Genomic DNA, 19654 nt, shown 5'->3' with positions numbered 1-19654 from the left:
GTGCCGGGCCGGACGGGGTGGGGGACGGGGCGCGTGCCGGGACGGCCGAGGGGCCGCGATCCGGGGTCGGGGACGGGGCGGGGGACGGGGTGGATCCCACCGGGATACCTCCTGGGTTTCTGGGGTCGGGGTGCCGTGGCGGTGCAATGGGTCCGGCGCCGGGGGCGGGGCGGGGCGCGCGGCCCCGTTCCGGTGTGCTGGGCGGTGGCGCGGGCCCCGCCGGTCGTGCTGGGCGGTGGCGCGGGCCCCGCCGGTCGTGCTGGGCGGTGGCGCGGCCCCCGCGGGAGTGCTGGCAGTGGCGCGGGCCCCGCCGGAGCCCCGGACGGTGACGCGGCCCCCACCGGAGTGCCGGGCGGTGACGTTGGCCCGGCCGGAGTGCCGGGCTGTGGCGCGGGCCCGGCGTCGACGTCAGCCAAACCCGGGGCCGCCGCCGCGAGCCATAACGCTCGCGTTCCTCACCGATGCACGATCGTGCGTGGTCAGAGGGCCTGCGCTAACCGGCCGCTAACCATCGGTGGGATCTGCTGGGCGTCGAAGGACCGGGGCGGTGAGCGCCCCGGCAGCAGAGAGGATCCGCCCGATGAAGCACACGTCCCGTCGTCGCGCACTGCCGGTCGCATCGGCCGCCCTGGCCGTGGTGGCCGGGCTCGCCGTCACGGCCGGAGCGACGGCCGCCGTCCCCACGACGCCCGGGCCCCGCACCGCCGCCCAGGACGCCACCGCCCACGACACCGCGGCCCCGGACGCGGCCGCACGCACCAGGGCCGCCCTCATCCACGCCCTCCCCGGCGACCAGGTGTTCCCCGAGAGCGTCGCCGTCGACCCCGCCACCGGACGCTTCTACGTCGGCTCGGTCAAGGACGGCACCCTCTACACGGGCCGCGTCGGCGCACCCGGTGACCTCCGGGTCTTCTCGCCCGCCGGCGCGGACGGCCGCACGATCGCGACGGGCCTCGCGTTCGCCGACGGACGCCTCGTCGTCGCCGGCCGGCAGACCGGGCAGATCTTCGTGTACGACACCCGCACGGCGCGCCTGGTGAGCCGCCTCGACACCGGGCTCCGCGCCGGGCAGACGTTCCTGAACGACGTCGCCCTCGCCCCCGACGGCAGCGCCTACGTCACCGACTCGGTCGCGCCCGTGCTCTGGCGGGCCAAGCCGCGGGGCAGCGGCTACGTCCTGGAGAAGTTCATGGACTTCACGGGCACCGCCGTGCGGTACGTCTCCGCGCCCGGCGCCCCCGGCATCAACGTCAACGGGATCGCCGCCGACCCCTCGGGCCGCTACCTCGTGATCGGCAAGCGCAACGAGGACGCCCTGTACCGGGTGGACCTCAAGGAGCGCAAGGTCGCCCCGGTGGCGATGCCGTCCGGCACCCTGAGCACCCCCGACGGTCTGGTGCTGCGCGGCCGCACCCTGTACGTCGTACAGAACCTGCCAGGATCGGTGAAGAGCCTGTCCCTCGCCGCCGACCTCGGCTCGGCGCGCGCCCTCAAGGACACGCCGCACCCGACGTTCGCGTTCCCGACCGGCGCCGCGGTCCACCGGGGGCGGCTGCTCGTCGTCAACTCGCAGTTCAACACCCTGGGCAGCCCGGCGGCCGTCAGTGGCACGACCCCGCCGAAGCTCCCGTTCTGGGTCTCCGAGCTGCGCGTACCGGCGCCGTGACCGACGTCCCGCCGCTCGGCGACCACCTGCCCCGGGTGCCGTGCCGCCCGGGGCGGGGGTGACACTGCACCATGCGCATTCTCGTCGTGGAAGACGAATCCGACCTGGCCGAAGGCATCGCCGACGGTCTGCGCGGTGACGGTTACGCGGTCGACATCGCCCTGGACGGTGCCACCGCCCTGGCCCAGCTCGCCCACACCCCGTACGACCTGGTGTGCCTGGACGTCCTGCTGCCCGATGTGCGCGGCGACGAGGTGTGCCGCCGCCTGAAGGCGGGCGGGGCGACCGCGCCGTCCGCCCGGGTCGCCCCGCGGGTCCTGATGCTGACCGCCCTCGACGCGGTCGGCAGCCGGATCCACGGCCTGGACTCCGGGGCGGACGACTACCTGGTCAAGCCCTTCGACTTCGACGAGCTCGCCGCCCGGATCCGGGCCCTGCTGCGCCGGGACGGCGGCCGCTCCGGCGCCGTCCTCAGCTGCGGGGACCTGGTCCTCGACACGGCGGGCGGCGAGGCGTGGCGCGACGGCAGGCCGCTCGGGCTCAGCCGCAAGGAGTTCGCGCTCCTGCGGTACTTCATGACCCACCCGGACCGGGCGATCCCGGCCGAGGAACTGATCGACCACGTGTGGGACGCCCACCTCGACCCGTTCAGCCAGATCGTCAAGGTCGCCGTGCTCGGGCTGCGGCGCAAGCTCGCCGCGGACGGCGCGCCCCAGCCCCTCGTCACCGTCCGCGGGCTCGGCTACCTCCTCAGGAGCACCCCATGACACCGGCCCCGCCGCGGCGGCTGCACTCGGCCCGCAACCGGCTCGCGTTCGTCTACTCGTCGGTCGTCTTCGGCCTCGCCGCCGTCCTCGTGACCGCGCTGTACTTCATCTGCGGGGCGGCGCTCACCCGGCGCTCCCTCTCCGACGAGGTGGCCCGCACCGGGGGTGTCGTCACCGGCGGCCACTTCGCCCGGGTCGAAGCGGACCCGGCCTCGCTCGTGCCGTTTGAGGCCGCCGCCAACCGCGCCACCCTGTCGACGCTGCGGGAACTGCTCGCCTGGAGCCTGCTCGGTCTCTTCCTGGTGAGCGTGTTCGTGGGGCGGCTCATCGCGGGGCGGGTGCTCGCGCCGGTCGACCGGCTGATCTCCACCACGCGCCAGATCCAGGCCACCGACCTCACCCGCCGCATCCGGCACAAGGGCGCCGACGACGAGCTGAAGCGGCTCGCCGACACGATCGACGACATGCTCGACCGGCTCGACACGGCGTTCACGTCCCAGCAGCGGTTCGTGGCCGACGCCAGCCATGAACTGCGCACGCCCCTGGCGATCGTGCGCACCAACCTGGACGTCGCCGTCCGCGACCTGCCGTCCGGCGCGCCCGCCCGCCGGTCCCTCGAACGCGTCGACCGCGCGACGCAGCGCATGACGGCGCTGGTCAACGACCTGCTCGCGCTGGCCCGCTGGGAGTCGCGGCACCAGGGCCGGCAGCTCGTCGACGTCGCCGCCCTCAACCGGCAGATACGCGAGGAGAGCCGCGCCCTCGCCCCGCCCGGCACCGGCGTCACCCTCACCGGATCCGACGACGGCACGACCCTGCCGGTCCTCGGCGACCCGCTCGCCCTCCAGCGCGCCATCGGCAACCTCGTGGACAACGCCCTGCGCCACGCGGACCCCGGCACCGCCGTGCGCCTGACCGGCGCCGAGGCCGACGGGCAGGTCCGCGTCACCGTCCACAACGAGGGCCCCGCCATCCCGGCGGCCGACCAGAAGCACCTCTTCGACCGCTTCTGGCGCGGCGAGCGGCGCGCCGACCGGCCGGGCTCCGGTCTGGGCCTCGCGATCGTGCAGGGGGTGGTGAGTGCCCACGGCGGCACGGTCACCGTCCGCTCGGAGCCAGGGACGGGGACGGCGTTCACGATCACGCTGCCGGGCGCCGACCGCGTGCAGAGTCCGCCGAGTATGCAGAGCCCGCCGAGCGTGCAGAGTCCGCCGAGCGTGCCGAGTCCGCCCGGTGTGACGAGTCCGCACGCCTCGCCCAGCCCACCGAGCCCGCCGGGCCGCCCAAGTCCCGCTGCCCGCAAGGGCGTTCCCGAAGAGGTGCACCGGCCGTGACCCACCGGGCGGACCTCGGCACCCTGCGCAGCTTCCTCGCCGTCTACCGTTCCGGCGGTGTCGCCAAGGCGGCCGACACCCTGGGCCTCTCGCAACCTGCCGTGTCGCGGCACGTCAAGGCGCTGGAACGGCTCGCCGGCCGGGCCCTCTTCGAGCGCTCGGGGCGAGGGATCGCGCCCACCGAGGACGCGCATCAGCTGGCCAACCGGATCGCCGGGCACCTGGACGCCCTCGACGGGGCGCTCGACGCCATGGCTCCGGGCGCCGCCGACGACAGTGCCACGCCGGTACTCCTGGGCGCGCCCGCCGACCTCCTCGAGGCGCACGTGCTGCCCCGTCTGGCCCCACTCCTGGCCAGCGGGACCCGCAGGATCCACTGCCGCATCGGGCTCTCGCCCGAGCTGACCGAAGCCCTCCTCCAGGACGAGCTCGACCTCGCCGTGGTGACGAAGATCGAGGGCGCGCCCACCCGAAGCCTGTACCTGCGTCACCTGTGCGACGAGGAGTTCGTCCTGATCGGCCGCCCGGGCGAACCTTCCTACGGCGGCCCGCGCGACGCCCGCCCCTTTGTCGGCTACTCCCGCGCGATGCCCATGGCCCGGCGCTACTTCCGCTCCTGCTGGGACACGCTTCCGCCGGAACCGGCCCTCACCATCGCCGACATGCGCGCGGCCGTCGCCGCGATCCGTGCGGGCGCGGGGCTCGGTGTCGTCCCCCGGTATCTGGCCCAGGCGGGCCTGGACGCGGGGGACCTCGCGATCCTGCACACCCCCGAGCGTGCCGTCGGCAACGCGATCTATCTGGCGGCCCGGCGCGGCAGGGAGCGACTGCCGCGCGTGGAGGCGGTGTTCGAGCTGCTCTGTCAGGCGGTACCGGCCCGGACGGCGGGGGTGCGGTCGGACCAGGGGGCGGCTTCCTCGAGCTGGGCGGCGAGCCGGAACAGGGTGTCCTCGCGGCCGTAGGCGGCGGCGAACTGCAGGCCTATGGGCAGGCCCGTGGCGGGGTCGGACGCCAGGGGGACGGACATGGCGGGGGTTCCGGCGACGTTGAAGGCCACGGTGAAGGGGGAGCGGTCGAAGAGCCGGTCGATCCAGCCCAGGCCGTCCAGGTCCTCGACGCCCTCGGCGAACACGCCCAGGCGCGGCGGCAGTTCGGGCAGCGTCGGGGTGAGCAGCACGTCGTACCTCTCGAAGCGGCGGCCGACGGCGCGGGCGACGGTGTTGCGGACGCCGAGCGCGCCGACGAACTCCGCGCCGGTGACCCGGCGGCCCCAGGCGTGGCCGGCGAGCGTCTCGGGCTGGACGGTGGACAGGTCGACGGGCCGGTCGAAGGCGGTGGCCAGGGCGTCTAGCCAGGGGGCCAGGTTGGCGGTCCAGAGGCGGGCGTTGGCGAGGACGAACTCCTCCCAGCTCACGCCGGTGTCCAGGGTGGCCTCCTCGACGTGGTGGCCGAGCGAGGTCAGGAGTTCCGCGGCGCGGGACACGGCGTCGAGGACGGGGGCCGCGGTGCGGCGGCGGCCGTCGCCCTGGGTGAGGACGCCCACGCGGAGGCGGCCCGGGGCGCGGGTGATCTCCTCGGTGTAGGGGCGCTCCGGCTCCGCGGCGAAGTACGGGTCACCGCTCTCCGGGCCCCGGATCGCGTCGAGGAGCGCCGCGCTGTCGCGCACCGTGCGGCTGACGCAGCCCTGGACGGCCAGGCCGCTGAAGATCTCGTCGACGTCGGGGCCCATGGACACCCGGCCGCGGGTCGGCTTCAGGCCGAACAGGCCGGTGCTCGCGGCCGGGACGCGGATCGAGCCCGCCGCGTCCGTGGCGTGCGCGACGGGCACGATGCCCGCGGCGACGGCGGCCGCCGAGCCGCCGCTTGAGCCGCCCGTCGAGCGGCCGAGGTCCCAGGGGTTGCGGGTCGGCCCGTACAGGACGGCCTCGGTGGTGATGCTGTAGGCGAACTCCGGGGTCGTGGTCCGGCCGAAGGTCGCGAGGCCGGCCGCGCGGAGGCGCCGCATCAGGTACGAGTCCGAGGCGGCGACGTTGCCCTCGGCGAGGCGGCTGCCCAGCTCCGTCCGCTTCCCGGCCATGGTGACGCCGATGTCCTTGAGCAGGAAGGGCACTCCGGCCAGCGGCGCCCCGGCCGTCGGCGTCCCCCCGGCGGACGCCCCGCCCCCCTCGGCGGGCCAGGTCTCCACCACCGCGTTGAGCAGCGGGTTGACGGCGGCCACCGCCTCCAGTGCGACGCTCTCCAGCTCGGCGCCGGTCACCTCGCCGCGGGCGACCAACTCCGCGAGTCCGACGGCGTCATGCGTCACGTACTCCGACAGCTTCATGTGAACCCCTCCGACCTGCGACGAAACCGATGGGTCTCAGGCGATACCGATCGGTATTGCCCGGGACTGATCGGTACCGTAGCATGGCGGTGGCGCGGCCTGGACGGCCGGAAGCGGCGCGGGAGGACGGGACATGACGGACACGGTGCGGCCGGGCCGGGCGGAGCGGGTGGCCAAGCTGCCGCCCCGCGAGCGCATCCTCGACGCGGCCGAGGAGCTGTTCCACTCCGAGGGGATCAGGGGCGTCGGCGTACAGGCCGTGGCGGACCGGGCCGGGACCACGAAGGCCGCCCTGTACCGGCACTTCGGCACCAAGGACGCGCTGGTGGCGGAGTGGCTGCTCATCGTCGCCGCCGAGTACGCCGACGCCTTCGACCGCATCGAGGAGCAGTGGCGGGACGACCCCCGGGCGCAGATCAGGGGCGTGGCCGCGTTCGTCGCCGACGGCCTGTCCGCGATCTCGCACCGCGGCTGCCCCTTCGTCAACTCCCTGGCCGAGCTGCCCGACGCCTCCCACCCGGCGCGCCAGGTGATCGAGGCGCACAAGGCCCGCCAGCTGCGCCGCCTCACCGCGATGTGTGTCGCGGCCGGCCTCACCGACCCCGAAGGTGCCGCCGCGGAGATCACCTTCGCGCTGGAGGGGGCGCAGGTCAGCGTGCAGAACGGCAGTGTGGAGCGGGTCGGTGAGCGGGTGGTCGCGTTCGTGGACGCGGTGATCGCCTGGCACGGAGGCTGAGCGAGGCCTCGACCCGTACACCGTGAAACCCCGGGATCCCGGTGACCGGCACGCGCCCCTATGGTGTGCCCCTCCGGTCTGGGCCCCCGCCTGTACTTCCAGCGCGCCCCCGAGGGCAAGGCGGCCAAGAACCGGCTGCATTGAATGAGCGGTCGCGAACGTGTCGTCGCTGTCGTTCGCCCCGCCCACCGACCGGGCGAGCCTCGGGCTACCTCAGTCACCGTGCCGCAGCCCTGAGGGACCGCGAACTCACCACCGCAGCATCAGTAAGGTTAGGCTTACCTTGTGATGCGGAGCTGGGCTTTCCGCGTGGTCAACCTCCCCGACGGCAGGGGCGGTTGACCGTGTGCGTGTGCCCGGCCGGGTGCACGGCTGAGTGGGGAGAGTCGCGGGATGCGGGAAGTCATGGTCCGTCACCGGGGGCGGGGGGTGGTCCGGTGACTCCGGCCGCCGCGCTCGCCCCGGCTCCGGAGTCCGGTCGGGACGAGGAGGAACGCGGCGCAGCCCGCTCGCTGATGCGCGGCACGGGGCTGCTCGTCCTCGTCGGCGTGCTGCTGCTGCTCGTCGTCCTCAGCACCTGGATCGGCACCAAGGACACCAGCCTCGGGCAGGTCTGGTCGGCGCTGTGGCACGACGACGGCTCGTACACCACCGACGTCGTCCGCGAACTGCGCCTGCCCCGCACCCTGGTGGGCCTCATGGTCGGCGCCGCCCTGGGCGTCGCGGGCGCGGTGATGCAGGCCACCACCCGCAACCCGCTCGCCGACCCCGGCCTGCTCGGGGTGAACGCCGGGGCGTCCGCCGCGGTCGTCTTCGGCATCGGCGTGGTCGGGCTCAGCAGCTTCACCTCGCTGGTGTGGTTCGCCTTCCTGGGGGCCGCGGTCGCCACCGTGCTCGTCTACGTCCTCGGGGCGTCGGGCCGGGCCGGGCCGACACCGGTGCGGCTCGCCCTGGCCGGAGCCGCGGTGAGCGCGAGCCTCGGCGGACTCATCGGCGGGCTCACCGTCTTCAACGCGGCCAGCTACGACTACATGAGGTTCTGGATGGTCGGCTCGCTCGCCGGCCGCGACACCGGCCTGGTGCGGGACCTGCTGCCGTTCGTGGCCGTCGGCCTGCTCCTCGCGCTCCTCATGGCCCGGCCTTTGAACGCCCTCGCCCTGGGCGACGAGTTGGGCAAGGCGCTCGGCACCCGGGTCGCCCGCACCCGGCTCGTCGCCGTCGTCGCCGTGACCCTGCTCTGCGGGGCCGCGACCGCCGCCGCCGGACCCATCGGCTTCGTCGGGCTCGTCGTCCCGCTCGTGGCACGCTGGCTCACCGGACCCGATCTGCGCTGGGTGCTGCCGTACTCCATGCTGCTCGCGCCGATCCTGCTGCTGGTGTCGGACATCCTCGGCCGGGTGATCCTGCCCGAGGGGGAGCTGGAAGTGGGCGCCGTGACCGCGCTGGTGGGCGCGCCGGTGTTCATCGCGATGGTGCGACGGCGCCGGGAGGTGTCGCTGTGACCGACGCGGCCACCGGCTCCCGGTCCGATCACGTGTCCGACGCGGTGGCCCGCCCCGGGCCCGGCGCCGTTCCGCCGTGGGAACCCCTGGCCGGATGGCGGGTGCGCCTGTGGTCGGGGCGGCTCACCTTCCGGGTGCACCGGCGCACCGCCGCGGTGTGCGGACTCGCGGTGCTCTGCGCGGCGTTGACGCTGGTCGTCAGCCTGTGCGTGGGGGCGTACCCGATCGCGCCGCCGGACGTGGCCAGGGCGCTGTTCTACGGCACCGGCGACCGGCTCGCCGTGCACTTCGTGAACCAGGAGCGACTCCCGCAGGCGCTGCTCGCGATCCTCGCCGGGGGCGCCCTCGGCATCAGCGGGGCCGTCTTCCAGGCCATCTCCCGCAATCCGCTGGCCAGTCCCGACGTGATCGGCTTCAACAGCGGGGCCGCCACCGGCGCCATCCTCGTCATCGTCACGCTGAGCGGTGGGGCGGGGGCCGTGGCCACGGGGGCGGTGTGCGGCGGCCTCGCGAGCGCGTTCCTCGTGTTCCTGCTCGCCAGCAAGGGCGGTGTGCACGGCGTCCGGCTCGTGCTCGTCGGCCTCGGGGTGACCGCGATGCTCGGCTCGGTGAACTCCTATCTGCTCACCCGGTCCAGCCTCAACAACGCCCAGAGCGCCCACGTCTGGCTGGTGGGCACCCTCAACGGCCGGGGCTGGAGCTCGGTGCGGATGATGGCGCTCGCGCTGCTCGTGCTGCTGCCCGCGGCCCTGCTGCTCGGCCGGCACCTGCGGATGCTGGAGCTGGGCGACGAGCTGGCGAGCGGCCTCGGGGTGCCGGTGGACCGGGCCCGGATCGGGCTGATCGTCCTCGGCATCGGGCTGTGCGGCGTGGCCGTGGCGAGCGCCGGCCCCATCCCCTTCGTGGCGCTCGCCGCGCCGCAGATCGCCACCATGCTGACGCGCGGTCCCGGCGTGAGCGTGGCGGCCGCCGGAGCGGTCGGTTCCGCGCTGCTCGCGGCGGCGCACCTGGCGTCCAGTCAGTTCTTCACCGCCCTCGCCTGGGTGGGGGACCGGGTCGGCTGGCTCGCTCTCGTCGACGACTCCCAGCGCAACAACCAGCTTCCGGTCGGCGTCACCACGGCGGTCCTCGGGGGCGTGTATCTGGCGTGGGTGCTCTTCAAGCGACGGGGGACCGGGCGGGCATGAGCGCGGGCGGGGCGGGTCCGGGGGCGCCGTGTCCGGTCGCGGGGCGCCAACTGTGCCGGTCGAGCGTGAAGTTGGTGGGGCCCTCGGTGAAGTGGATTCCTGGTGGGGCTTGTTCCGCACAGATCACTAAGGTTAGCCTTACCTAACACCTAGGAGGATCTTGTGAGCAACCCGTTCGATGACGAGGACGGCACCTACCTGGTGCTCGTCAATGACGAAGGACAGCACTCGCTGTGGCCCTCCTTCGCCGAGGTTCCCGGCGGCTGGACGGTGGCACACACCGAGGACTCGCGTCAGGCGTGCCTGGAGTACGTGGAGCGGAACTGGACCGACCTGCGGCCCAAGAGCCTCATCGAAAGCATGGCAGCCGACCCGTCATGAGGCTCACATCGCAGCTGGGCGACCGGCTCGCACGCCGCGGCTTCCTGGTCGGGGCGGGCGCCGTCGGCACGGGGGCCGCGCTCGGCGCCGGGGCGCTCCTCGTCGGCGGCGGCACCGCCCGCGCCGCGGTGCCGCCCCGGCCCGACCTGATGACCGCGGCCCTCGGCACCCCCCTCGACCGCATCCCCGGCGCCGTCGCGGACGCGAAGGCCCGCAGCGCCCGCTCGGGGAAGAGACCCGGCCCCGCCGTCACGCGGGCCGTGCGCGCGGCGAAGGAGCTGAAGCCGTTCCGCGACCCGCTCCCCGTGCCCCGCGTCCTGCGGGGCCGCGGCGGCGCCCTGACGGTGTCCATGCGCGAGGCGCGGCTGCGGCTGCACAGCCAGCTGCCGCCCACCCGCCTGTGGACCTACGAGGGCACCCACGTGGGGCCCACGATCGAGGCGCTGCGGGGCCGACGGCTCCGTATCGCCTGGGAGAACGACCTCAAGGGCGACTTCCCCGTCCCGGCCGTGCGGGTGCCGTTCGCGTACGACCCCGACCTGCCCCTGATGTGGGACCGGCCGGGACGCGAGGGCGCACCGGCCCGGGGGGACGTCGCCGCGCTCCCGCCGTGGACCGTGGTCCACCTGCACGGCGCGGTCACCGGCGGCGGCAACGACGGCTGGGCGGAGAACGCGATCCTGCCCGGCGCCGCGCAGCTCTCCGAGTACCCCAACAAGCAGTCCGCCGCCGGGCTCTGGTACCACGACCACGCCATGCACATCACGCATCTGAACGTGATGACGGGCCTCGGCTCCGGCGCCTACCTCATCCGCGACGAGGAGGAGAAGCGCCTGCGCCTGCCGTCCGGTGAGCGCGAGATCCCGCTCGTCGTCTTCGACCGCAACCTCGACCTCGACGGCGACGGCGAGTTCACCGGCGACCTGCTCTACAAGGGCATCGTCGTCGCCGACGACCCCTATACACTCGTGCGCCCCTTCACCGGCCCGTTCTCCATGGTCAACGGCGTGATCTGGCCGTACCTGGACGTCGCAGCGGGCTGGTACCGATTCCGCGCCCTGAACGCCGCCAACAACCGTCCCTACCTCCTGAAGATCCTCGACGAGGACGGCAAGGAACTGCCCCCCGAGGCGTTCCTCGTCATCGGCACGGACGCGGGGCTGCTCCCGAAGCCGGACCCGGTGACCGGCGGCATCCCGCTCACCCCGGGCGAACGCGCCGATCTGCTCGTCGACTTCTCCCGCCTGCGCGGGCAGCGCCTGCGCCTCGTCAACGCCCTGCCCGAGCCCGGAGCCCGCGCCGACCTGATGCAGTTCCGCGTCGAGTCCCGCGCCGACCACGGGGACTTCGCCCCGCCGAAGCGGCTCTCCCCGTCCTTCACACCCACGAGCCCCGCCGCGGCCGCCGCCGCGCCGGAGCGGCTCGTGATCGTCACCCCCGTCTATCCCAAGGACCCGGAGCTGTGGGAGATGGAGGAAGTCGACGCCCCCAAGGGCGACTTGCCCATCGACGGCATCGTCCAGTTCGAGGAGGCGGACGGCACCGTGCGGACCTTCAAGCGGGTCGCCGCGACCTTCACCGACCCGGTACGGTTCACCGTCGCCGCCGGGTCCACGGAACGGTGGCGCTTCCTCAGCCTGGAGAAGTCGGCGGGCGCCTACCCGCACCCCATGCACCTGCACTCGGTCGCCTTCCAGGGCATCAGCCGGGACGTGTACGACGTCAGCGACTTCACCTTCTTCGAGCAGGACGGCGGCTACGGCGCCGGGACGAGCAAACCCCTCAAGCGGCTCAAGGCGGGCGAACTCACCGCCGCGGAACGCGGCCGCAAGGACGTCATCCGCCTCGCCCCCGCCGAACTCGTCACCGTGGCGGTCCGGTTCGAAGCACCTTCAGGGCGATTCATGCACCACTGCCACATCTACGAGCACGAGGACATGATGATGATGCGGCCCTTCGTCGTCCAGCCGAAGGCCGTCATGGATCTCGCTCCGCACGGCAGGACCGGACAGCACGGCGGCCACGGAGCGCCTTAGCGCGCCCCTCGCCCACCCCACAGCCACCCCACACCCCCCTGCGGCGCCGCCGCGGGCGCCAGCGACCGGAGCAGCAGGCCGGTCGCCCCCTCGGCGCGCCCGGCCGCCGCTGCGCCACCACGCCGAGGAGATTCGCATGGGCACCAGCCGCGGCCGCCTGCCGCTCACCGCAGCACAGCTGGGACTCTGGTCCGCGCAACGCCTCGACCCGGCGAATCCCGTCTACCTCGCCGCCGAGTACGTGGAACTCACCGGGCCGCTGGCCGAACCGGTGTTCGTCGGCGCGCTGCGGCAGGCCGTCGCCGAGACGGAGGCCTTGAGCGTCGCCTTCGGCAGTGCCGGGGAGCGGGTGTGGCAGGAGCCGGGCGCCGTGCCCCCGGCCCAGCCGGTGGTCCTCGACCTGCGGGGCGCGGCGGACCCCCGGGCCGAGGCGCTCGCCTGGATGGACCGCGACCGGTCGGTGCCGGTGGAGTTGGAGGGCGGCGAGCTCTACCGGCACGCCCTGCTGCGGGTCGGCGACGCGTGCTGGCTCTGGTACCACCGCTGCCACCACATCCTCCTCGACGCCTACGGCTTCCTGCGCTTCGCCGAGCGGGTCGCCGAGGTCTACCGGGCCCGGGAGGCGGGCGACGAGCCGCCCGTGTGCCGCTTCCGGACGCTGCGCGAAGCCGTGGCCTTCGACCAGGAGTACACGGGCTCGGAGCAGGAGGCCGCCGATGCCGCCTACTGGCACGGACACCTCGCGGACCTGCCCCGCCCCGCCACCCTCGCCGACGCTGAACCCCCGGGCACGGCCCACCACTTCGCGCGCCACCGCCTGACCCTGCCCGCCGACTCCGCCGCCGCCCTGAACGCGTTCGCCGAACGCTCCAAGGCGACCTGGCCGGAGGCCGTCCTCGCCGCCTGGGCGCTGTATCTGACCCGGCTCACCGGAAGCCGGGAGGCCGTCCTCGGCCTGCCGGTCATGAACCGCATGGGCAGCGTCCTGTCCCAGGTCCCCACCACCGTCGTCAACGTCGTGCCGCTGCGGATCCCGGTGGACGAGCGCGAACCCCTCGGCCTGCTCGTGCGCTCCGTCACCCGGCAGCTGCGCGGCCAGCGCCGCCACCAGCGCTACCGCGGCGAGCAACTCCGGCGCGACCTCGGCCTGTTCGGGCAGGGGCGGCGCCTGGTCGGCCCGCAGCTCAACCTCAAGCCGTTCCCCACCGAGCTGTCCTTCGGCGCCTGCGCGGGCACCACCCACTACCTCGCTGCGGGCGCGGTCGACGACCTCACCGTGACCGTCAGCGGCCTCGCGGGGCCCGGGGGCCTCTCGGGCACGGGCGCGCCCGCGGGCTCCGGCGGTCTCGACGTCACCTTCGACGCACACCCCGATCTGTACGGTCCGGCCGAACTCGCCGCGCACGCCGAGCGGTTCGGCGCGCTTCTGGAGCGGCTGCCGTCCTGCGCCACGGACCTGCCGGCAGGCCGCGTGCGCGTCCTCGACCCCGCGGAGGAGCGGCACGTCCTGGAGGACCTCAACGCGCCGGGCGACGCGGTGCCGCACGGAGCGGCCGACGACGCCCCCGACCTCTCGGCGGCGTTCTCGGCGCAGGCCGCGCGCACGCCCGACGCCGTGGCCGTGCAGAGCGGCGCCCGGCGGCTCACGTACGCCGAACTGGACGCGCGGGTCGACGCGTTGAGCGCCGCCCTGGGTGCCCGAGGGGCACGGCGCGGCGCGCTCGTGGCCGTCGCGCTGCCCCGTACCGAGGCCCTCCTGGTCACCCTGCTCGCCGTCGCGAGGACCGGCGCGGGATACGTACCGCTCGACCCCGACTACCCCGAGGACCGGGTCCGGCACATGCTGGCGGACAGCGCACCGGTGCTGCTGGTCACCGACCGTGCCGGGCGGTGGGACGCGCCGAACGGGTCGGACACGGCGAGCGATGCGGACGCGGACAGCGGACCCGTCGTGGTGACCGTGGCCGACGACGGTGTCCTCGACGCCTCCGGAAGCGACTCCCGGGGCCCCGCGCCGGACACCCGCCGTGCCCCGGCCGCCGCGACCCCGCACCACCCCGCCGACACCGCGTACGTGATCTACACCTCGGGCTCCACCGGGCGCCCCAAGGGCGTCGTCGTCCCGCGCGGGGCCCTCGCCAACCTCCTGAAGGCGATGGCCGACCGGCTCCGCCTCACCCCGGCCGACCGGCTGCTCGCCGTGACGACGGTGTCCTTCGACATCGCCGCCCTCGAACTCTTCGTGCCCCTGATCAGCGGCGCCCGGGTCGTGCTCGCCGCGAGCGACGACGTACGCGACCCCTTCGCGCTGCGCGCACTCCTGCGGGACCCGGACGCCACCGCCCCGACCGTGATGCAGGCGACGCCCTCCCTCTGGCGGGTGCTCGCCGAGGCGGTGCCCGACGCCCTCACCGGCACCCGGATGCTCAGCGGCGGCGAGCCCCTCGCGCCCGACCTCGCCGACACCCTGCGGGGCCTGGGCTCCGAGCTGCACAACCTGTACGGCCCCACCGAGACGACCATCTGGTCCACCGCCGGGGCCCCCGCCGCGGGCGACGCCCCGCACGTCGGCACCCCGGTGCGCCGCACCCGTGCCTACGTGCTCGACCGGACCCTCGCGCCGGTCCCGGTGGGCCGCACGGGCGAGCTGTACCTGGCCGGTGACGGCGTCGCCGACGGCTATCTGCACCGCACCGCACTCACCGCCGAACGCTTCCTCGCCGACCCCTACGGGCCGCCCGGAACCCGCATGTACCGCACCGGCGACCTCGCCCACTGGCGCGCCGACGGCACCCTCGCCATCGGCGGCCGGGCCGACCAGCAGCTGAAGATCCGGGGCCACCGGGTGGAGCCCGGCGAGATCGAGGCCGCGCTCCTCGGCCACCCCGGTGTACGGGAGGCTGCCGTGGTCGCGCGCGTCGTGCCGGACGGGGGTGTGGCGCTGGTCGCGTACTACGTGGTGTCCGGCGGTGGAGCCTCGGGTGCGGCGGGCTTGGCGGGGGCCGACGCCGGGGCCGACGCGGCGGAGCTGCGTGCGCGGCTCGCCGGTGTGCTGCCCGAGCACATGGTCCCCGGCCTCTTCGTCGAGCTGCCCGCACTGCCCCGTACCCCCAACGGGAAGACCGACCGCGGGGCGCTGCCCGCACCCGCCGCGCTGCCCGCCGCCTCCGGGCGTGGGCCCGCTTCGCGGGCCGAGGCGCTGCTGTGCGATCTGTTCGCCCGCGTCCTCGGCCGTATCGAAGTCGGCGTGGACGACGACTTCTTCGCGCTCGGCGGGCACTCGCTGACCGCCGCCCGGCTGGTCGCCGCACTGCGCGCGGAGACGGGCACGGAGCTTCCCGTACGGGCCCTGTTCGACCATCCGACCCCGGCGCTGCTGAGCGCGCACCTGGAGGGCGCCGCCGCGGCCGTGGAGCCGCTCGGGCCGCAGCCCAGGCCCGCGCGGGTGCCGCTCTCCTCCGGCCAGCGGAGGCTGTGGTTCCTGCACCAGGCCGAGGGTGCGGACGGCGCGTACAACATTCCCCTGGCGCTGCGCGTCGACGGAGACCTCGACCTGGACGCGCTGCGGCGGGCCGCCGAGGACCTGGCGGGGCGGCACGAGGTGCTGCGCACGGTCTTCCCCGCAACGGAGGGCGAGCCGTTCCAGCGGGTCCTGCACGGGGCCGCCGCCAGGACCGAGGTCGTCGGGCACCGGGTGACCGAGGCGGAACTGGAGGGGTGCCTTGCCGCGGAGGCGACGCGGCCGTTCGCCATCGACGCCGAAGTCCCCCTGCGCGTCGCGGTGTTCACGACCGCCGAAGTGGGGGATCCGGGGCCCGCGCGGCTGTCCGGCGAGCACACCCTCCTCCTCGTCCTGCACCACATCGCGGGCGACGAGGCCTCCCTGCCGCCCCTCCTCGCCGACCTGGCCCACGCGTACGCCGCCCGGCGCCAGGGGCTCGCCCCCGACTGGCCGCCCACCGCCGTCGACTACGCCGACTTCACCCTCTGGCAGCACCGCACCGGCCTCCGTGACGCACAGCGCCACACGGACTATTGGCACGGCCAACTGGCCGCCGCACCGGCACAGGTGACGCTGCCCTGGGCGCGCCCCCGGCCCACCCGGACGGGCGGCCCCGCCGGGACCCACGAGTTCACCCTCGACGCCGCACTCGTCGCGCGGGTGCGGGAACTCGCCCTCGCCACCCGCACCAGTACGTTCATGGTGCTGCACGCCGCCTTCGCCGCGACCCTCTCGCAGCTCGGCTGCGGCGAGGACATCGTCGTCGGCACGCCCGTCGCCGGACGGGACGACGTGGCGCTGCGCGACGCCGTCGGCCTGTTCATCAACACCGTGGTGCTGCGCACGGACCTCGGCGGAGCACTCGGGTTCAGGGCGCTCCTGGAGCGGGTCAGGGAGACCGACCTGGCGGCGCTCGACCACCGGGAGCTGCCGTTCGAGCGGGTGGTGGAGGCGGTCAACCCGCCGCGCGTGCCCGGTCTGAGCCCGCTCTTCCAGACGCTGTTCGCGGTGCGCGAGGAGTTCTCCGCGGAGCCCGTGTTCTGCGGGCAGTGGGGCCGCCCGTGGCTCGTGAACACCGGCGCCGCCAAGTTCGACCTGCAGTTCACCATCAGCGAGGACACCGAGAACGGCCTGGCCACCGGGCAGGTGGAGTACCGCCGTGAGCTGTGGGACGGGGACGCGGCCGTCCGTCTCGCCGACGCGTTCACCCACCTCCTCGACCGGGTGACCGCCGACCCGGACCGCCCGCTGCCCACCGTCGACGTGCTGCCTCCCGCCGAACGGACCCGGCTGCGCGAGGCCGCCGACGACACCGAACACCCCCTGCCCGCCCCGGGACTCGGCCGCCTCTGCGCCGACCAGGCCGCCCGCACCCCGGACAGGACCGCCCTCGTCAGCGGCGCCGAACACCTCTCGTACCGGGACCTCGACGACCGGGCGGCCCGCCTCGCGCGGCTGCTCACCGGGCGCGGCGCCGGACCCGGCACCCTCGTCGGCGTCAGCCTGCCCCGCGGCACCGACCTCCTGGTCACCCTCCTCGCCGTGGCCCGCACCGGCGCCGCCTACCTGCCCGTCGACCCCGACTTCCCCGCCGCGCGCGTCACGCAGCTGCTCGCCGACGCCGCGCCCGCGCTCCTCGTCACCGACCGGTCCACCGCCACCACCGTGGGCGGGAGCGCGCGCCACCTCCTCGTCCTCGACGACGACGCGGTACGCGACGAACTCACCCGGTGTGAGCCGCTGCCGCCCGCCACGCCCCGCCACGGCGACCAGCCCGCCTACGTCATCCACACCTCCGGATCCACCGGCCGCCCCAAGGGAGTCGTGGTCACCGAGCGGGCGGTCACCAACCTGCTCCTGAGCCTGGCCGACACCCTCGCCTTCGACGGCTGTGAGCGGCTGCTCGCGGTGACCACCGTCGGCTTCGACATCGCCGTGCTCGAACTGTTCCTGCCCCTGGTCACCGGCGGCACCGTGATCCTCGCCGACCGCGACCAGGTCCGGGACCCGGCGCTGCTCGGTGCGCTGCTTCGCGCGTGCGACGCCACCGTCATGCAGGCCACGCCCTCGCTGTGGCGCGCGCTCCTCGACACCGACCCGGAGGCCGTGCGGGGCCGCCGCGTCCTGACCGGCGGCGAGGCGCTTCCGGCCGATCTCGCCCGCGGGCTCACCGAGTTCGGCGCCGACGTCACGAACCTGTACGGCCCGACCGAGACCACCGTCTGGTCCACCGCCGCCCCCGTCACCCCGGCCACCGCCGCCGCCCCGCACGTCGGCCGCCCCCTGTGGAACACCCGCGCCCACGTCCTCGGCCGCGGCCTGCGCCCGGTGCCCGCCGGAGTCACCGGCGAGCTCTACCTCGGCGGCGCCGGACTCGCCCAGGGCTACCTCGGCAGGCCAGGACTGACCGCCGAACGCTTCACCGCCGACCCCTACGGGCCGCCCGGCAGCCGCATGTACCGCACCGGAGACCTCGCCAGGCGCCGCGCCGACGGCACCCTGGACATCGTCGGCCGGGCCGACCACCAGGTGAAGATCCGCGGCCACCGCGTGGAGCCCGGCGAGGCCGCCGCGGCCCTGCGCGCCGACCCCCGCGTCAAGGACGCCGCCGTCGTGGCGTACACCGGACCCCACCACCCCGCGCCGGTCCTGGTCGGCTACCTCGTGGGCCCCCGCGACGAGGCGCAGGCCCAGGAGATCTGCCGGTCCCTGGCGGAGAGCCTGCCGGAGTATCTTGTGCCCGCCGTCGGCGTCCCGGTGGACGCCCTTCCGCTCACTCCGAACGGCAAGCTCGACCGGGCCGCGCTGCCCGCACCGCGGCTGCGCGTGGGCACAGGACGGGAGCCGAGGGGACAGCGCGAGGAACTGCTCGCCGGTCTGTTCGCGGACGTCCTCGGCGTGGCCCGGGTCGGCGCCGACGACGACTTCTTCGCCCTCGGCGGGCACTCGCTGCTCGCGGCCCGCCTCGCCGGGCGGGCCGCCGGGGTGCTCGGCGGGAGCGGGGTGAGCGTCCGGCAGATCTTCGAGACGCCCACCGTCGCCGGACTCGCCCGGCACGCCGCGGCCGACGGCACCCGGCTGCCCGCACTCGCGCGCGCCGAACACCGGCCGGATCGCCTTCCGTTGTCGCCCGCGCAGGCCCGCCTCTGGTTCCTGAGCCGACTTCAGGGCCAGGACTGCGCCTACCACCTGCCGTTCGTGCTCACCCTGCACGGCGAGGTGGACCAGGCCGCGCTGCGCACCGCCGTCCTCGATGTCGCCGAGCGCCACGAGGTCCTGCGCACGGTCTTCGCCGAGGCCGACGGCGCCCCCCACCAGCGGGTCCTCGCCACCACCGTGCCGTTCGAACAGCGCACCGTCACCGGCCCCGACGAGGTCGAGGCCGCCCTCGACGAACTGTCCCGGCGCCCGTTCGACCTGGCCGCCGAGCCGCCGCTGCGCGTCACCGTGCTGTGCGCGCCCGGCCGCACGACGGTGCTCCTGCTCCTGCACCACATCGCGGGCGACGAGGGATCCGTGGAGCCCCTGCTCACCGACCTGTCCACCGCCTACGCCGCCCGCCGCGCCGGTGAGCGGCCGAACTGGCCCGCGCTGCCCGTGAGTTACGCCGACTACGCGCTGTGGCAGCGCGACCTCCTCGCGGGCCCGCACCTGCGCGGCCACCTGGACTTCTGGCGCCGGACCCTCGCCGGGGCCCCGCGGGACCTGGAACTGCCCGCCGACCGGCCGCGCCCGGCCCGGCCGAGCGGACGCGGCGGATACGTGCCCTTCGACGTCCCCGACGACGTCGCCGCGGCCGTGCGCGAGCTGGCGCGGGAGGCCGGGGTCACGCCCTTCATGGTCGTCCAGGCCGCGGTGGCCGCGCTCCTGCGCGCCCTCGGTGCGGGCGACGACATCCCGCTGGGCGTCCCCACCGCGGGGCGCGGCGAACACCGCACCGAGAACCTGGTCGGCTTCTTCGTCAACACCCTGGTGCTGCGCGCCGACCTGTCCGGACGCCCCACGTTCCGGACCCTCCTGGACCGGGTGCGGGCCACCACCCTGGACGCCTTCGACCACGCCGACGTGCCGTTCGAGCGGGTCGTGGAGGAGCTGAACCCGGAACGCTCCGCCGCCAACCCGCTGTTCCAGGTGATGCTCACCCACCAGAGCCGCACCGCGCCGCCGTTCACCGCGCCCGGCGTCGAGGCCGACTTCCGACTGCGCGAGACGCCCACCGC

At 74.9% G+C, this 19654-nt stretch carries 11 protein-coding genes and 1 pseudogene (1 of these 12 cut by a window edge); 11 read left to right on the top strand and 1 reads right to left on the bottom strand.

What is annotated here, in order from left to right; all coding sequences use genetic code 11:
* Window positions 1-580: 580 nt before the first annotated feature.
* From OO63_RS09210 to OO63_RS09195, 4 genes are all read left to right on the top strand, one after another.
* Window positions 581-1666: an SMP-30/gluconolactonase/LRE family protein gene (locus tag OO63_RS09210; RefSeq protein WP_051810679.1), complete on the top strand. Its 1086-nt coding sequence runs from the start codon at window positions 581-583 to the stop codon at window positions 1664-1666.
* Between the two features lie 71 nt (window positions 1667-1737).
* A complete protein-coding gene (locus tag OO63_RS09205; RefSeq protein WP_031192391.1) occupies window positions 1738-2433 on the top strand; it encodes a response regulator transcription factor in 696 nt (231 codons plus the stop codon).
* A complete protein-coding gene (locus tag OO63_RS09200) occupies window positions 2430-3767 on the top strand; it encodes a sensor histidine kinase (protein WP_051810678.1) in 1338 nt (445 codons plus the stop codon). Before OO63_RS09205 ends, OO63_RS09200 begins: the two co-directional genes overlap by 4 nt.
* Window positions 3764-4729, top strand: a complete 966-nt coding sequence (locus OO63_RS09195; RefSeq protein WP_051810677.1) for a LysR family transcriptional regulator — start codon at window positions 3764-3766, stop codon at window positions 4727-4729. The genes OO63_RS09200 and OO63_RS09195 overlap by 4 nt, the downstream gene beginning before the upstream one ends.
* Here OO63_RS09195 and OO63_RS09190 read toward each other — a convergent pair.
* The gene (locus OO63_RS09190; protein ID WP_031192388.1) at window positions 4630-6090 is read right to left on the bottom strand and encodes an amidase; all 1461 of its coding nucleotides are present in this window, start codon (window positions 6088-6090) and stop codon (window positions 4630-4632) included. The genes OO63_RS09195 and OO63_RS09190 overlap by 100 nt on opposite strands.
* 133 nt (window positions 6091-6223) lie before the next feature.
* Here OO63_RS09190 and OO63_RS09185 point away from each other — a divergent pair, with 133 nt between their 5' ends.
* The 7 genes and pseudogenes from OO63_RS09185 to OO63_RS09160 all read left to right on the top strand — a co-directional run.
* Window positions 6224-6826 (top strand): TetR/AcrR family transcriptional regulator, encoded by a 603-nt coding sequence (locus OO63_RS09185; protein WP_031192387.1) that lies wholly within the window; start codon window positions 6224-6226, stop codon window positions 6824-6826.
* A 63-nt stretch (window positions 6827-6889) separates the two neighbouring features.
* A pseudogene (locus OO63_RS46670) lies at window positions 6890-6967 on the top strand (VOC family protein); the annotation flags it as partial.
* A gap of 374 nt (window positions 6968-7341) precedes the next feature.
* A complete protein-coding gene (locus OO63_RS09180; protein WP_033263957.1) occupies window positions 7342-8328 on the top strand; it encodes a FecCD family ABC transporter permease in 987 nt (328 codons plus the stop codon).
* A complete protein-coding gene (locus tag OO63_RS09175) occupies window positions 8325-9515 on the top strand; it encodes a FecCD family ABC transporter permease (RefSeq protein WP_346009321.1) in 1191 nt (396 codons plus the stop codon). Before OO63_RS09180 ends, OO63_RS09175 begins: the two co-directional genes overlap by 4 nt.
* Window positions 9516-9677: 162 nt before the next feature.
* Window positions 9678-9896, top strand: a complete 219-nt coding sequence (locus tag OO63_RS09170; protein WP_030363973.1) for an MbtH family protein — start codon at window positions 9678-9680, stop codon at window positions 9894-9896.
* Entirely contained in the window at window positions 9893-11932 is a 2040-nt protein-coding gene (locus tag OO63_RS09165) for a multicopper oxidase family protein (RefSeq protein WP_033263956.1), read from the top strand. Before OO63_RS09170 ends, OO63_RS09165 begins: the two co-directional genes overlap by 4 nt.
* A gap of 136 nt (window positions 11933-12068) precedes the next feature.
* On the top strand, window positions 12069-19654 hold the beginning of the coding sequence (locus tag OO63_RS09160; RefSeq protein WP_031192383.1) for a non-ribosomal peptide synthetase. The gene runs 10138 nt beyond the window's last position; the window shows 7586 of its 17724 coding nt (coding positions 1-7586); it begins with the start codon at window positions 12069-12071; the stop codon falls past the right edge of the window.

Origin of the sequence: Streptomyces alboflavus (assembly GCF_000716675.1) — a bacterium.
Taxonomy (GTDB): domain Bacteria; phylum Actinomycetota; class Actinomycetes; order Streptomycetales; family Streptomycetaceae; genus Streptomyces; species Streptomyces alboflavus.
The sequence above is the reverse complement of the archived record's forward strand: the minus strand, read 5'-3'. Positions and strand labels throughout refer to the sequence as shown.

What these genes read in the sequence shown, in the direction of transcription:
- OO63_RS09210 (WP_051810679.1), top strand. Translation starts at nt 581, where the DNA reads ATGAAGCACACGTCCCGTCGTCGCGCACTGCCGGTCGCATCGGCCGCC.
- OO63_RS09205 (WP_031192391.1), top strand. Translation starts at nt 1,738, where the DNA reads ATGCGCATTCTCGTCGTGGAAGACGAATCCGACCTGGCCGAAGGCATC.
- OO63_RS09200 (WP_051810678.1), top strand. Translation starts at nt 2,430, where the DNA reads ATGACACCGGCCCCGCCGCGGCGGCTGCACTCGGCCCGCAACCGGCTC.
- OO63_RS09190 (WP_031192388.1), bottom strand. Translation starts at nt 6,090, where the DNA reads ATGAAGCTGTCGGAGTACGTGACGCATGACGCCGTCGGACTCGCGGAG.
- OO63_RS09185 (WP_031192387.1), top strand. Translation starts at nt 6,224, where the DNA reads ATGACGGACACGGTGCGGCCGGGCCGGGCGGAGCGGGTGGCCAAGCTG.
- OO63_RS09180 (WP_033263957.1), top strand. Translation starts at nt 7,342, where the DNA reads ATGCGCGGCACGGGGCTGCTCGTCCTCGTCGGCGTGCTGCTGCTGCTC.
- OO63_RS09165 (WP_033263956.1), top strand. Translation starts at nt 9,893, where the DNA reads ATGAGGCTCACATCGCAGCTGGGCGACCGGCTCGCACGCCGCGGCTTC.